The 14,892-nt window shown below is 63.6% G+C and carries 12 protein-coding genes, 2 tRNA genes and 1 pseudogene; 10 read left to right on the top strand and 5 right to left on the bottom strand.

Going from position 1 to position 14,892, the window contains the following annotated elements; genetic code table 11:
* Positions 1-4 precede the first annotated feature (4 nt).
* The 4 genes from yidC to rpmH are packed head-to-tail and all read right to left on the bottom strand — an operon-like array spanning position 5 to position 1,832.
* Positions 5-976 (bottom strand): membrane protein insertase YidC, encoded by a 972-nt coding sequence (gene yidC, locus E3O32_RS05770; protein WP_134507579.1) that lies wholly within the window; start codon positions 974-976, stop codon positions 5-7.
* A gap of 8 nt (positions 977-984) precedes the next feature.
* A complete protein-coding gene (gene yidD / locus E3O32_RS05765; protein WP_134507578.1) occupies positions 985-1,296 on the bottom strand; it encodes a membrane protein insertion efficiency factor YidD in 312 nt (103 codons plus the stop codon).
* Positions 1,297-1,302: 6 nt separating this feature from the next.
* Entirely contained in the window at positions 1,303-1,686 is a 384-nt protein-coding gene (gene rnpA / locus E3O32_RS05760) for a ribonuclease P protein component (RefSeq protein ID WP_134507577.1), read from the bottom strand.
* Positions 1,687-1,694: 8 nt separating this feature from the next.
* A complete protein-coding gene (gene rpmH / locus E3O32_RS05755; protein ID WP_134507576.1) occupies positions 1,695-1,832 on the bottom strand; it encodes a 50S ribosomal protein L34 in 138 nt (45 codons plus the stop codon).
* A gap of 396 nt (positions 1,833-2,228) precedes the next feature.
* On the opposite strand from rpmH, the gene dnaA reads away from it, so the two are divergent.
* The 10 genes from dnaA (at position 2,229) to E3O32_RS05705 (ending at position 13,125) form a co-directional block, all read left to right on the top strand.
* A complete protein-coding gene (dnaA, locus tag E3O32_RS05750; protein WP_134507575.1) occupies positions 2,229-3,644 on the top strand; it encodes a chromosomal replication initiator protein DnaA in 1,416 nt (471 codons plus the stop codon).
* A gap of 365 nt (positions 3,645-4,009) precedes the next feature.
* Positions 4,010-5,158 carry a DNA polymerase III subunit beta gene (dnaN, locus tag E3O32_RS05745; RefSeq protein WP_134507574.1) on the top strand — a complete coding sequence of 383 codons (1,149 nt, stop codon included), beginning with the start codon at positions 4,010-4,012 and terminating at the stop codon, positions 5,156-5,158.
* Between the two features lie 14 nt (positions 5,159-5,172).
* The gene (gene gnd, locus E3O32_RS05740; protein ID WP_134507573.1) at positions 5,173-6,060 is read left to right on the top strand and encodes a phosphogluconate dehydrogenase (NAD(+)-dependent, decarboxylating); all 888 of its coding nucleotides are present in this window, start codon (positions 5,173-5,175) and stop codon (positions 6,058-6,060) included.
* Between the two features lie 5 nt (positions 6,061-6,065).
* Positions 6,066-7,268, top strand: a complete 1,203-nt coding sequence (recF, locus tag E3O32_RS05735) for a DNA replication/repair protein RecF (RefSeq protein WP_134507572.1) — start codon at positions 6,066-6,068, stop codon at positions 7,266-7,268.
* A complete protein-coding gene (locus tag E3O32_RS05730) occupies positions 7,261-7,749 on the top strand; it encodes a DciA family protein (RefSeq protein WP_134507571.1) in 489 nt (162 codons plus the stop codon). The genes recF and E3O32_RS05730 overlap by 8 nt, the downstream gene beginning before the upstream one ends.
* A gap of 122 nt (positions 7,750-7,871) precedes the next feature.
* A complete protein-coding gene (gene gyrB, locus E3O32_RS05725) occupies positions 7,872-9,848 on the top strand; it encodes a DNA topoisomerase (ATP-hydrolyzing) subunit B (protein WP_134507570.1) in 1,977 nt (658 codons plus the stop codon).
* Positions 9,849-9,909: 61 nt separating this feature from the next.
* Complete coding sequence (gene gyrA, locus E3O32_RS05720; protein WP_241974615.1) at positions 9,910-12,459, top strand: DNA gyrase subunit A; 2,550 nt, start codon at positions 9,910-9,912, stop codon at positions 12,457-12,459.
* Positions 12,452-12,859, top strand: a complete 408-nt coding sequence (locus E3O32_RS05715; protein ID WP_134507568.1) for a DUF3566 domain-containing protein — start codon at positions 12,452-12,454, stop codon at positions 12,857-12,859. Before gyrA ends, E3O32_RS05715 begins: the two co-directional genes overlap by 8 nt.
* An 83-nt stretch (positions 12,860-12,942) precedes the next feature.
* Positions 12,943-13,016, top strand: a tRNA-Ile gene (locus E3O32_RS05710).
* 36 nt (positions 13,017-13,052) lie between these two features.
* A tRNA-Ala gene (locus tag E3O32_RS05705) sits at positions 13,053-13,125 on the top strand.
* 632 nt (positions 13,126-13,757) lie between these two features.
* Here the strand turns inward: E3O32_RS05705 and E3O32_RS05700 are convergent.
* Positions 13,758-14,892: pseudogene (locus E3O32_RS05700) on the bottom strand (hypothetical protein); the annotation flags it as partial.

The following is a 14,892-nucleotide window of genomic DNA, read 5'->3' as shown; positions in this document are numbered from 1 at the left end:
TCTACTACTTCTTGGGGCCGGTTTGCTTCTTGGCACGACTCTTGGCGATCGGCTGCTGGCGCTGCGGCTTCTTGGGCTCTTCGACCACGATAACGTCACCGTCGGTGGCGATGAGCTTACCCTTGCGGGCAAGCCGCTCCTCACGAGCCTTGGCCGCCTCGCTTCCGGGCGTCGGCATGTTGCGGATCACCAGGAACTGCTGGATCATCGTCCAGATGTTGGATGTCAGCCAGTAGAACATGACCCCGAGCGGGAACGCCACACCGGAGAAGGCGAAGACCAGGGGAAGCAGGTAGAGCATGATGCGCTGCTGCTTGAACATCGGGCTCGCCTTGGTCTCCGGCGACATGTTCTTGGAGACGATCTGGAGCTGGGTGATGAACTGCGAGGCCGTCATCAGGACGACCATGGTGGCCGCGATGATCATGACCGCCAGGTTGAACGAGTTTCCCGCGATCATCGCGGTCCACTGGGTGGCGAAGGAGTCGTGCAGGGGTGCGTCACCGAACAGGGTGGCACTGCCGAAGCTCTTGGCCAGCGAACTGTCCAGCGGGCCGACTCCGGCCTGGCTGCGCTGAGCGTCATTCAGCACCGAGAACAGGGCGAAGAAGATCGGCATCTGCAGCAGCAGGGGCAGGCACGAGCTGAGCGGATTCGTGCCGGTGCGCTTGTAGAGCTCCATGGTCTCGCGGGACATGGCCTCACGAGAGAACTGGTCCTTCTTGCCCTTGTACTTGTCCTGGATCTTCTTGAGCTGAGGCGCGACCTCGAGCATCTTGCGCTGGCTCTTGATCTGCTTGACGAAGATGGGGATCAGGGCGGCGCGCACGACCAGGACGAGGCCGACGATGGACAGCACCCAGGTGATGCCGTCGTTGTAACCCAGTCCGAAGTTGGTGAACAGCCAGTGGAAGGCGACGAGCAGAAGCTCGACTCCCCATTTCAGAGGCCAGAGAATCGTACCTAGGAGGTCCATACTTTGGGTCAGCCCTTTCCGTGGCTCGGTGCGACAACAAATCCAAACGACGTCACCGTATAGCGACGCTTTCGTTTCAGGGGAACGTCATCGATCCCACCTTCGGCCCACGGATGACACCGAGCAAGCCTGCGGGCGGCCAGGGCCGATCCGACCACGAGGCCGTGTTCCTGAACGGCCCCGAGTGCGTAGGCCGAACAAGAGGGATAGTACCGGCATACATCGCCATACAGCGGTGAAATCACGGCCCGGTACGCGCGTAGCAGAACCACTCCGCCATTACGGGGGAGCAGAACGACGGTCGCGATCGCCCTATTCATCGACGTTCATCGATTCATGGGGTTCGGTGCCGGGTCGATTCGAGGGGTCCCGGGTTGACGCTGGTATTTCGCCAGCGCGCCCTCGACCTCCGAATACAACTCGGGCCAGGAGACATCGTTCGCCGATGGCAGGGCGCGGATGACGACATCCGTGCCCGGGCGCACCGACGGCAGTAGGGAGAAACTGGCTGCTTTCAGGCGCCGACGAACACGATTGCGCCTGACGGCGTTCCCCACGTTCTTCGCCACGATGAAACCGAACCGCACCGGCTCCCCATCGGGGTTCCGGCGCAGGTAGGCAACCAGGTGTGGGCCAACGACCCGCACACCACGACGAACGACCATCTTGTAGTCGTCACCGCTGGTGATGCGATTGGCCCCCGCGAGCACGAGAGTGCTTAAGCGGAAAGTTCGATGCGACCCTTACGACGGCGAGCACCGAGAATCGCGCGGCCGGCGCGGGTGCGCATGCGAAGGCGGAAGCCGTGCACCTTGGCGCGACGGCGGTTGTTCGGCTGGAACGTTCTCTTGCTCATAGTTTTGTCTCCACGTGTTAAATCTCCGCAGGCCAAAACAAGCGGCCGGGAAAGAGTGAGGTAGCCCTCGGGCTGGGGTCAACTGATTAAAACTACGGCTTCGACCTCTGTGGGTCAAACTCGAAGTCCCCAAAGGATCGATTCTGCACAAGAATTCACCTGGATTGGGCAGGACACGCGCACAAGATGGCAACGAATTTTGCCTCACCGTGGCGGATTGGCTACCGTGAGGACAAGTTATCCACAGGTTTTCAACAAACCCTGAGAATTCGGCCTTATTTGCACACAGGCGGTGGATAACCTTGTGGATGCTTTGGCTGGAAGACGCGTTCAGGGACGAGCTCGCACCGCCGTCCCCGTCGTTTTGAAGGCAACAATGAGAGATAACGGGGAACCATGGCCGACGAACAACCTATCGCAGACACCTGGCGGGCCGTACTGACCAGCCTTGAGTCCGATGACACCATCACACCGATGCTTTACGGCTTCCTCAATCTGGTCGAACCCAAGGGCATCGCGGCGGGAACCTTCTATCTCGAGGTGCCCAACGAGTTCACCGCGAGCATGCTCAATCAGCGGATGCGGGTCCCGCTCCTGACTGCCATGAGCCAGCTCTCCGAATCGACCGCGGTGTCGACCTTTTACGTGGTGGTCAACCCGGAGCTGGAGAAGGAATCGATCCGCCCGGTGCAGGAGACGATGTCCCCGCCCGACGTTGACACCCCCGCAGCGCCGCAGTCGGTCTTCGAGAGCACGTCACCCGAACGCCCCCACGACACCCGGCTGAACAACAAGTACAGCTTCGACAACTTCGTGATCGGCCAGTCCAACCGCTTCGCCCACGCCGCTGCGGTCGCGGTCGCGGAAGCGCCGGCGAAGGCGTACAACCCCCTCTTCGTCTATGGGTCCTCCGGCCTGGGCAAGACCCACCTTCTGCACGCCATCGGTCACTATGCGATGAGCCTGTATCCCGGCATCCGCGTTCGCTACGTCAGTAGCGAGGAATTCACCAACGATTTCATCAACTCGATTGCGAACAACCGCGGCTCGGCCTTCCAGGCCCGGTATCGCAACATCGACATCCTGATGATCGACGACATCCAGTTCCTCCAGGGCAAGGCGGAGACGCAGGAGGCCTTCTTCCACACCTTCAACACCCTGCACGACCACAACAAGCAGGTGGTCATCACGAGCGACCTGCCGCCCAAACACCTCACCGGGTTTGAAGACCGGATGCGATCACGGTTCGAGTGGGGTCTGATCACCGACGTGCAGGCTCCCGACCTCGAGACGCGCATCGCCATCCTGCGCAAGAAGGCCCAGAGCGAGAAGCTGCAGGTGCCACACGACATCCTCGAGTTCATGGCGTCGAAGGTCTCGTCCAACATCCGTGAACTCGAGGGGACGCTGATCCGGGTCACCGCTTTCGCCAGTCTCAATCGCACCCCCGTCGACATGGACCTGGTCCAGACGGTGCTCAAGGACCTCATCACGCTCGACGAAGACAATGTCATCGCCCCGGTGGACATCATCACCAACACGGCGGACTACTTCAAACTCACCGTCGACGACCTCTACGGTTCGTCCCGGTCCCAGGCCGTCGCCACCGCACGCCAGATCGCCATGTACCTGTGCCGTGAGCTCACCAACCTCTCTCTGCCCAAGATCGGGCAGCTGTTCGGCAACCGGGACCACACCACGGTGATGTACGCGAACAAGAAGATCAGTGAGCTGATGAAGGAACGTCGCTCGATCTACAACCAGGTCACAGAGCTCACTAATCGCATCAAACAGAACCACCGCTACAAATAAGCCACAGAATCCCTCAGTTTTCACACCTGTGGAAAACCCTGTGGAAACTCTTTGGACAACAGGGTTCAACCTGTGGAAACTCCGGCGCTGCTTGTGCAAACGCGGTCGGACGGATTCGACGCCCGACACCGCAGTGCGATTAACGCTCACAGGCTGCCAACAAGTTACATGTTTGTAGTTCCCAGTGATTCCGCGTCATCCACAGAGTTATCCACAGTTTCCACAACGGTTAAGAAGATTAACAATTAACTTCTATCTCTCTCCATCCGACAACCTTTGCTGCTCCGCACCATCGCAACGAATGACAAAAAAACCCGACTAGCATTGAGGCCGTATCCAGGTCTCCCATCGACAGGAGTGACTTCGTGAGATTTCAGGCCAACCGAGACGTCTTCAGCGAAGCCGTCTCTTTCGCTGTGAAGCTCCTTCCCCAGCGCACCACACTGCCCATTTTGAGCGGTGTGCTGATCGAAGCGACAGCGACCGGCCTCATCCTCTCGTCGTTCGACTATGAGGTGTCGGCGCAAACCGAGATCGCCGCAGACGTCGAGGAAACCGGCAAGGTTCTGGTCTCCGGTCGTCTGCTGGCCGAGATCGCGAGCCGGATGCCCAATGCCCCGGTGCGTTTCTCGACGAATGAGTCGCGGATCACGGTCAGCTGCGGCTCGGCCAGCTTCACCCTGCTATCCATGCCGGTCGAGGAATATCCGAGCATCCCGCAGGTCAGTGCCCAGTCCGGACTCGTCCCGGCGGAAGAATTCGCTGCTGCCGTCGCCCAGGTGGCCGTCGCCGCATCCCGGGACGACGTCACCCCGGTCATCACCGGAGTGCAGCTTCAGATCACCGAGAACAGCCTCAGCCTCGTCGCGACCGACCGCTACCGCGTCGCCGTTCGTGAGATCGACTGGGACCCGGGAACCAATACCGCCACAGACACCATCACCGCGCTGGTACCTGCCCGCACGCTGCAGGAGGTCGGTAAGACCTTCGGCCACAGCGGCAACATCTCGGTCGCCATCACGAACACCGACGACCGCGAGCTGATCGCGTTCACGGCTGACAAGAAGACCGTGACCAGCCTCCTGATCAAGGGCAACTATCCCCCCGTGCGCCGGCTCTTTCCGGAGAACGTCGACAACTACGCCGTGATGAACACCGCCGAGCTGATCGAAGCCACCCGCCGGGTGCAGCTGGTCCTCGAGCGTGAGGCGGCACTGCGTTTCACATTCACCGCCGACGGGCTCACCCTCGAGGCCGTCGGGTCCGAGCAGGCCCAGGCGTCCGAAACGATCGATGCGATCCTCTCCGGGACCGAAACGGTCGTCTCCCTCAAACCGCAGTTCCTGCTTGACGGCCTCGGCGCCGTGCACTCCGAATTCGTGCGCATCTCATTCACGAAGACGGAGAACCCCAACAAGCCCGGCCCTGTGCTGATCACGAGCCAGACCTCTCGTGACCAGCCCGGCGCCGACAGCTACAAGTACCTGCTCCAGCCCAACCTGCTGCTGCGCTAACCAGGAGACAGACCATGCACATCGGCATCATCGGCCTCGGCAAAATGGGCGCGAACATGCGCGACCGCCTCCGGGCGGGCGGCATCGACGTGACCGGCTACGACCGCAACCCGGGATTGACTGATGTCGCATCGACGGCCGCTCTCGTTGAGGCGCTGCCATCTCCCCGCCTGGTCTGGGTGATGGTTCCGGCCGGCAGCATCACAACCGCGGTGATCACCGAGCTCTCCGCCTTGCTCGAAGACGGCGACCTGGTCATCGACGGTGGCAACTCGCGCTTCACCGATGATTTCACCCACGCAGCGCTGCTCGCGAAGACCGGGGTGAACTACATCGACGCGGGAGTGTCCGGTGGGGTGTGGGGGCTGCACAACGGTTTCGGTCTGATGGTGGGCGGATCAGCCGATCAGGTCGCGCGCGCCATGCCCGTGTTCGACGCGTTGCGACCGGAAGGACCGCGCGAAGAAGGTTTCGTGCACGCCGGCGAGGTCGGGGCCGGCCACTACGCGAAAATGGTGCACAACGGCATCGAATATGCGCTCATGCAGTCCTATGCCGAGGGTTATGAACTGCTCGAGAAGCGGGATGACCTGATCAAGGATGTCCCGGGGATCTTCAAGGCCTGGCAGCGCGGGACTGTGGTGCGTTCCTGGCTGCTCGAGCTGCTGGTCAAGGCCCTGGACGAGGACCCGGACCTCGGCGCGATCGAGGGATTCGTGGAGGACTCCGGCGAAGGTCGGTGGACCATCGAGGAAGCCATCAACAACGCCGTTCCGGTCCCCACGATCAGCGCTGCCATATTTGCACGATTCGTTTCACGTCAGGAAGATTCGCCGGCCATGAAGGCGGTCGCGGCACTGCGCAACCAGTTCGGTGGCCACGCCGTCAAAAAGGCCGACTGACTCGAGTGCGGGTCACTCACCTCTCACTCACCGATTTCCGCAACTACGCGGCAGTCGAGGTTCCCTTTGAACCGGGGCCGAACCTCATCGTGGGGCGAAACGGTCAGGGCAAGACCAACCTGGTTGAGGCTCTCGGGTTTCTCAGCACGCTCAGCTCGCACCGGGTGTCGACCACCTCCGCGATGATCAGGGCGGGCCAGGACGCCGGGATCATCCGGGCCAGGCTCGAATACAACGGACGTGACCTGCTCACCGAGGTGCAGATCAACCGCTCAGGGTTGAACCGGGCCCAGGTCAATCGTTCGGTGATCAAGACCCGTGACCTTCCCCGATATTTCTCGAGCGTCCTGTTCGCCCCCGAAGACCTGGCGCTGGTGCGGGGCGACCCGTCGGGCCGGCGCCGTTTTCTGGACCAGCTCCTCGTGTTGCGCACTCCCCGGCTCGCCGGGGTCCTCGCCGACTACGACCGTGTGCTGCGTCAGCGCAACACCCTGTTGAAATCCGCCCGTGCCTCCGGTCTCCGCACAACCCAGCTGGGAACACTGGAAATCTGGGACGACCGGCTTGTCCAATTGGGTTCGGAGATCATCGACGAGCGCGCCGAACTCGTGCGCCAGCTCGGCGATCCGCTGCGCGCGGCGTACGAAGCCGTCGCCGGGGAGGACCACGGACCGCAGCTGCTCAGTTCGCTGAGCATCATGGGAGCGGATGAGGAGAATTCCGCATCGGTCGAGCCGCGTGCGGTGCTCGAGACTGTCGAGACCATTGTGGGCATCGGGGTCTCGGCAAGCTCGACCGGCGGGACCGGGTCGACGACAGACCTGTTCCGGGCCGCGCTGGCCGGCTTGCGGCGAAAGGAACTCGACCGCGGGATGACCCTGGTCGGACCGCACCGCGACGACCTGGTCTTCATGCTCAACCAGCTCCCCGCGAAGGGGTATGCCAGTCACGGGGAATCCTGGTCGTTCGCCCTCGCCCTCAAACTCGCGTCGGCCGAACTGCTCCGCCGGGATTCCGCCAGTGGCGACCCCGTGCTCATCCTCGACGATGTCTTCGCCGAACTCGACCTTTCCCGGCGGCGGCGGCTGGCGGCGGCGGTCACCGGATTCCAGCAGGTGCTGATCACTGCGGCCGTGCTCGAGGATGTGCCCGAGGAACTCACCGCGCACACGATCCACATCAACGCGGGGGCGGTCGTCGATGGCTGAGCCGAGCGAGGCATCCCGGGTCTACCTGCGCTTCAAGGACGTCTTCGGCGACCCGAACGCAAAACGGGTGCGCGCCAGGCGCCGCCCGCGGGATGAGGCCGGGTCGAGCGTTCCGTTCGGCGCGGGTCGCGACCCGCGTGGCATCGGCGACACGATCAACTCGCTCACCCTGCAGCTCGGCTGGAACTCACCGCTGGCCCAGTCGGAGCTCCTTGCCTCCTGGATTGAGCTCGCCGGTGAGGAAACGTCGAAGCACTCCACTCCGGCGGGCATCGAGGACGGTGTCCTCACCGTGCAATGCGAGTCGACGGCGTGGGCCACCCAGCTTCGGATGATGAGGGTCGACATCATGACGCACATCGCCGTGAGGTACCCCGACGCGGGTATCCAGTCGATCCGTTTTCAGGGACCCAACGCCCCCTCCTGGAAAAAGGGTCCCAGATCAATCCCAGGGCGCGGTCCGCGCGATACCTACGGCTAGGGAGACAAATCTGGTCACCCCGGGGAATAAAACGCGTCAGATCGCCGATTTTGGCCCGGGTCCGTGCGCCCGTTTGGTAAGCTAAAGGGTCGCCCGCGCGACGGTCAGGAGCCCAATTACAGATGTCAGTTGAACCACAGATCGAGCCGGAGCACGGATACGGTGCCGACGATATCCAGGTTCTCGAAGGACTTGAAGCCGTTCGCAAACGACCCGGAATGTATATCGGGTCGACCGGACCGCGGGGACTGCATCACCTTGTCTACGAGATTGTGGACAACTCCGTCGACGAGGCTCTTGCCGGGCATTGCGACACCATCGGCATCAAGATCCTGGCCGACGGCGCCGTTCGCGTCGCCGACAATGGGCGCGGCATCCCGGTAGACATCCACAAGGCGGAGGGTCGGTCGACCGTCGAGGTCGTCCTGACCGTCCTGCACGCGGGCGGAAAATTCGGCGGCGGCGGTTACTCCGTCTCCGGTGGGCTGCACGGCGTCGGCAGCTCCGTTGTCAACGCGTTGTCTTCCCGCCTCGACGTCGAAGTGCGCCGGCAGGGCCACGTGTGGCGGCAGCGCTTCCACGACGGTGTCCCGGATGCCCCGCTCACCATGGATGAGGCATCCGACGAGACCGGCACCACGATCACGTTCTGGCCCAGCGCGGAAACCTTCGAGACGATCGAATTCGATTTCGAGACCCTGCGGGCCAGATTCCAGCAGATGGCGTTCCTCAACAAGGGCCTGAGCCTGACACTCACCGACGAGCGGCCGGATCACCTCGACGACGAGGGCAACCCCATCCACAAGACCTTCATGTACGAGAAGGGTCTCGTCGACTACGTCGAGTACTTGAACCGTGCCAAGAAGGCCGACCTGGTCAATGAGGAGATCATCTCCTTCGAGTGGGAAGACCACGAACGCAAGATGGCCCTCGAAGTGGCCATGCAGTGGACCACCGCGTACACCGAAAGCGTGCACACCTACGCGAACACGATCAACACCCACGAGGGCGGAACCCACGAAGAGGGCTTCCGCGCCGCGCTGACCACCCTGGTCAACAAATACGCCAGGGAAAAGGGCATCCTGAAGGAAAAGGATGACAACCTCACCGGCGACGACGTGCGCGAGGGACTGACCGCGGTCGTGTCGATCAAGCTCGCCGAACCGCAGTTCGAGGGCCAGACGAAGACCAAACTCGGCAACACCGAGGCGAAGTCGTTCGTGCAGAAGGTCGCCAACGATCAGCTCTCCGACTGGTTCAACCGCAACCCGAACCCGGCGCGGGAGATCATCCGCAAGGCACTGCAGGCGTCGAACGCCCGGATGGCCGCTCGCAAGGCGCGGGAAACCGCACGCCGAAAGGGTCTCCTCGAGGGTGGCGGAATGCCCGGCAAACTCAAGGACTGCCAGAGCAAGGACCCGTCGATCTCCGAGATCTTTATCGTCGAGGGTGACTCGGCCGGCGGCTCCGCCGTGCAGGGCCGCAACCCCGAGACGCAGGCGATCCTCCCGCTGCGCGGCAAGATCCTCAACGTCGAGAAGGCGCGGCTGGACCGTGCCCTCGGCAACAACGAGGTTCAGGCGATGATCACCGCGTTCGGCGCCGGCATCGGCGAGGAATTCAACCCGGACAAGGTCAGGTATCACAAGATCGTGCTGATGGCCGACGCTGACGTCGACGGCCAGCACATCACGACCCTGCTGCTGACCCTGCTGTTCCGTTACATGCGCCCGCTGATCGACCTCGGCTACGTGTACCTCGCCCAGCCGCCGCTGTACCGCCTCAAGTGGGCGAACTCGGCGCATGAGTACGTGTATTCCGACAAGGAACGCGACGCTCTTCTCGCCGATGGCGCCGCCGCCGGCAAGCGGATCCCGAAGGACAACGGCATCCAGCGGTACAAGGGCCTCGGCGAGATGGACTACAAGGAACTGTGGGAAACCACGATGGCCCCTGAGTCCCGCACACTGCTGCAGGTCACGCTCGACGACGCCGCCGCCGCCGACGAGATCTTCTCCACCCTGATGGGCGAGGACGTCGAGTCCCGTCGAAACTTCATCCAAAAGAACGCGAAGGACGTGCGTTTCCTTGACATCTGACGACACCACCAACGACGGCACCACCGGCGAGGAGACCTCTGCGGCGAGCAGCGGGGACAGCCTGGTCGCGGCGGCGGATGCCGACGCCGCCGCCAGGCACCTCGTGCAGCACGGCCGGATCGACCAGGTCGACCTGCAGCTGGAGATGCAGCGTTCCTATCTCGACTACGCGATGAGCGTCATCGTCGGGCGCGCCCTGCCCGACGTGCGTGACGGCATGAAGCCGGTGCACCGCCGGGTGATCTACGCCATGTTCGACGGCGGATACCGCCCCGACAAGGCGTTCTCCAAGTGCGCCCGTGTCGTCGGCGACGTGATGGGCCAGTTCCATCCGCACGGTGACTCGTCGATCTATGACGCCCTCGTGCGTCTCGTTCAGCCGTGGAGTCTCCGCTACCCGCTCGCCCTCGGCCAGGGAAACTTCGGTTCCCCGGGCAATGACGGCGCCGCCGCCCCGCGGTACACCGAGACGAAGATGGCCCCGCTGGCCCTCGAAATGGTGCGCGACATCGACGAAGACACCGTCGATTTCCAGGACAACTACGACGGCCGCACGCTCGAACCGACCGTGCTGCCCGCCCGGTTCCCGAACCTGCTGGTGAACGGGTCGGTCGGCATCGCCGTCGGCATGGCCACCAACATCCCCCCGCACAACCTGCGCGAGGTGGCCGCCGGCGCCCTCTGGTACCTCGAGAACCCCGACGCGACCCGGGATGAGCTGCTCGAAGCGCTCATCCAGCGGATCAAGGGCCCGGACTTCCCGACCGGCGCGCAGATCCTCGGTATCAAGGGCATCCAGGACGCCTACCGAACGGGCCGCGGCTCGATCACCATGCGGGCCGTGGTCAGCATCGAGGAACTCCAGGGCCGTACCTGCCTCGTGATCACCGAACTGCCGTACCAGGTCAACCCGGACAACCTGGCGATCAAGATCGCCGACCTCGTCAAGGACGGCAAGATCGCCGGCATCGCAGACATCCGCGACGAGACGTCCGGCCGCACCGGCCAGCGCCTCGTGATCGTGCTCAAGCGCGACGCGGTAGCCAAGGTCGTACTCAACAACCTCTACAAGCACACCCCGCTCCAGGAGAACTTCGGCGCGAACATGCTCGCGATCGTCGATGGTGTGCCGCGCACGCTGTCGCTCGATGGTTTCATCGCCGCGTGGGTTGCCCACCAGGTCGAGGTCATCGTTCGGCGCACCCAGTTCCGACTGAACAAGGCCGAAGCGGATGCGCACATCCTCCGCGGGTACCTCAAGGCCCTTGACGCCCTCGATGAGGTGATCGCCCTCATCCGTCGCTCCCCGACGGTCGACGACGCCCGCACCGGTCTGATGGACCTGCTCGACGTGGACAAGCTCCAGGCCGACGCGATTCTGACCATGCAGCTGCGCCGTCTGGCCGCCCTTGAGCGTCAGAAGATCATCGACCAGGCCGCCGAGCTCGAACTGCAGATCGTCGAATTCAAGTCGATCCTGGCCAGCCCGGAGCGCCAGCGCACGATCATCAGCGAGGAGCTGACCGAGATCACCGACAAGTTCGGCGATGTGCGGCGCACCGAGATCATGTTCGGGTTCGACGGGGACATGTCGGTCGAAGACCTCATCCCCGAGGAGGAGATGGTGGTCACGGTCACCCGCGGCGGCTACATCAAGCGCACCCGCAGCGACAACTACCGCAACCAGCACCGGGGCGGCAAGGGCGTCAAGGGTGCGCAGCTGCGCGCCGATGACGTGGTCGAGCACTTCTTCGTCACCACCACGCACCACTGGTTGTTGTTCTTCACGAACACAGGCCGGGTCTACCGGGCCAAGGCCTACGAGGCGCAGGAATCCGGCCGCGACGCGAAGGGCCAGCACGTGGCCAACCTGCTCGCACTGCAGCCCGGTGAGGAGATCGCGCAGATCCTCGACATCCGCGACTATGGGGTTGCCCAGTACCTCACCCTGGCCACCAGGGATGGTCTGATCAAGAAGACCGCGCTGAGCGAATACGACACGAACCGCACCGGCGGGATCATCGCGATCAAGCTCCGCGAGGGCGACGAACTCGTCTCCGCGCTGCTCGTCGAAGAGGACTCCGACCTGCTGCTCGTCTCCCGAAAGGGCATGTCCATCCGGTTCACGGCCTCGGACGAGGCGCTGCGCCCGATGGGTCGCAGCACCTCTGGCGTGATCGGCATGCACTTCCGCGGTGAGGACAAGCTGCTCGACGCCTCCGTCGTCTCGGACGATGGCTACGTGTTCGTCGTCACCGAGGGCGGATACGCAAAACGCACCGCCGCCGACCAGTACCGCCTGCAGAACCGCGGCGGCCTGGGCATCAAGGTCGCCAAGTTGAACGACGACCGCGGCGACCTGGTCGGTTCCCTCATCGTCGACGAGGAGGACGAGGTCCTTGTGGTTCTTGCCAGCGGCAAGGTGGTACGCTCTGACGTCGCCGAAGTCCCGGCCAAGGGGCGGGACACGATGGGCGTTGTCTTCGCTAAGTTTGCGGATGAAGACAGGATCATTGCCATAGCGAAGAACACCGAGCGCAATCTGGTGGCCGAGATCGAAGCGGCTGAACCGGACGGCGACTCGGGGAAGGAAGAGCCCGTAAATGAGTAGTGTCGCAGAAAAGCTCGCCAAGAAGTCCGGCCGGAGGCCGAGCACGGGCAAGCAGGTTCGCCTCAAGCTGGTCTATATCGACTTCTGGTCGGCCGTGAAGCTGTCGTTCCTGATCGCGCTGTGCCTGGGAATCGTGACCATCGTGGCGACGTTCCTGGTCTTCACCGTGCTGAACGGGACCGGGATCTTCGAGAAGGTCGACGCCCTGTACGCCGACATCGCCGGCTCGTCGGCGGATCTCGCCAGCATCCTGTCGATCGGCAACGTCATGGGCTTCGCCGTGGTCGTGGCGATTCTGAACACGGTCGTCATTACGGCTCTCGGTGCCGTTTATGCAGTGCTGTACAACCTGAGCGTGAAGATCACCGGCGGTTTGCTGGTCGGTTTCACCAACAACTAGCGTCAACCGCTCCCAATCGGGCCGATTCTCGGCCCGATTGGGAGAAACCGGCCAGATCCGGTAGTCTCAAATCTGCCCAATAGGGGGATATAGCTCAGTTGGTTAGAGCGCTTCGCTGATAACGAAGAGGTCCCAGGTTCAAATCCCGGTATCCCCACGCAGCACCGCAACACTCACGTCCCCGTGATCATGCGGGGCCATAGCTCAATTGGTAGAGCGCCTGCTTTGCAAGCAGGAGGTCCGGGGTTCGATTCCCCGTGGCTCCACAAGTGAAGAACGCCCGTCCCCGCATCCCGGGACGGGCGTTTTTAATTTAGTAGACCACTGGGAATCGAACGTGCGGTGAGCGACGCAGGAGCGAACGGAGGGTCTCCCCGTTGCTCCACAGTCAAGAACGCCCGTCCCCGCGGTTTGGGAACGGGGGATTCTCGACTCAGACCCCTGATCCCCGGCGCAGGGTCTCCGCGCAGGGTCTTCCGAGTCTTCTCCGCGGTTGCTGCCGCACATTCCGGACAATCATCCAGTCCCAAACACTCTGAACTCAACGAGCCGGTGCCCTTTCGCGGCATCAGGAGGCGATTGTGGGCACCGGACGGGCGCCCGCCCCTGGTGGTGGCCCCGACATCCCTGTAGTCGACCGAGTGGCTCCCTAGCGCCTGGTGCCGGTGGTCGAGTCCGTCGAGACCCCATCCCCTTTCGGTAGTCGAGCCCTGCCGGTGGTCGAGCCCTGCCGGTAATCGAGCGTGTCGAGACCAGGCGCCATGATCTCGGCAGCTCAATCACCGATCATCGCGCCCGTCGAGACCGTGGTGCCCTGATTTCGGTGATCTCACTCGTGGGCGTCACTGCCGGTCTGGTCCAGGTGAACCGGCAGGTCTGGCCCGGCTGAACCGGCCGGTCAGTCCGTGTCCCGGTCCTGGGTGGGCGTGCCCGGGTCGAGTTGGCGGTGGGTCTTGCTGGGGAGGGGGATGAGCATCTGTTTCGGGTCGACTGTGACCGGTGGCTTCAGCCAGTAGTGGTCGCCGCCCCGGAGGATGGTCCAGCCCGTGTTGTGGAGGAGCAGGTGGTGGGGGTGGCAGAGGCAGACTCCGTCGGCGAGGTCGGTGTAGCCGTGTTCGAGGAGCCACTCCTTGAGGTGGTGAGCTTCGGTCCAGGCGGGTGGCCGGTCGCACTCGGGCCAGACGCAGCCGCCGTCGCGGGCGCCCATGGCGGTGCGTTGGGCCGGAGTGAAGAGACGTTGTTCCCTGCCGACGTCGATGGGTTGGCCCGTGTTGTCGAAGAGGATTCCGAGGTAGCCGGTGTCGCAGAGTTGTCGTTCGACGGTGGCGAGGGAGATCGGAGCGGGACTGCCCTCGATGGACCCGTGCCCGGCCGCGAGGACCACGGCCGTCCCCGGCTGGCCGGGCTCGCCGGACAGGTCGGGTTGACCGGGCTGGCCGGGCTGGCCGGGTGGGCTGGGCTGGCTGGGTTCGCCGGGTTGGTCGGGTTCGCCGGGTTGGCCGGGTTGACTGGGTTGACTGGGTTGGCTGGGTTGACTGGGTTGAGTGGAGGGGGCTGCTGTGTCAGGTCTGACCGCCGGCAGGGGCCGGGGGCCTGCTGGCGTCTCGGATGCTCCCGGTGCTTCAGATGCCCCGGTGTAGTGGGGTGTTGAGGGAGAACTGCCGGCCGGTGCCTGGGTTGCACTCCCGCTCCCGGTGCTGGTGCCGGTGCCGGTGTTAGTTCGGGTGGCGTTGGTGAGGTCTTTCTGGGTGACGATGATGCGCACGGCGGGGCGGCGGCCGCCGAGCATCTGGCCGGGGTCGACTTCGCCGGCGATCTTGAGCAGTTGCACGAACGAGTCCGCGGCGATCTGCGCGGTAGTGCGGGGGTCGTCCTGGACGGCCTTGGCCCAGGCTTTGCGCTTCGGGTCCACGAAGCGCACCCCGCCGCGCCTCGGGCTGGTGATCGAGTCGTAGGTGGAGAGCACGAACTCGCCATCCTCGGGGGCGAAGAGCCCGTGCAGGCGGACCATCCCGTTGGCGAGCCGGTAGACC

It is taken from the genome of Cryobacterium mannosilyticum, assembly GCF_004402705.1.
In the GTDB taxonomy this organism is placed as follows: Bacteria; Actinomycetota; Actinomycetes; order Actinomycetales; family Microbacteriaceae; genus Cryobacterium; species Cryobacterium mannosilyticum.
The sequence above is the reverse complement of the archived record's forward strand: the minus strand, read 5'-3'. Positions and strand labels throughout refer to the sequence as shown.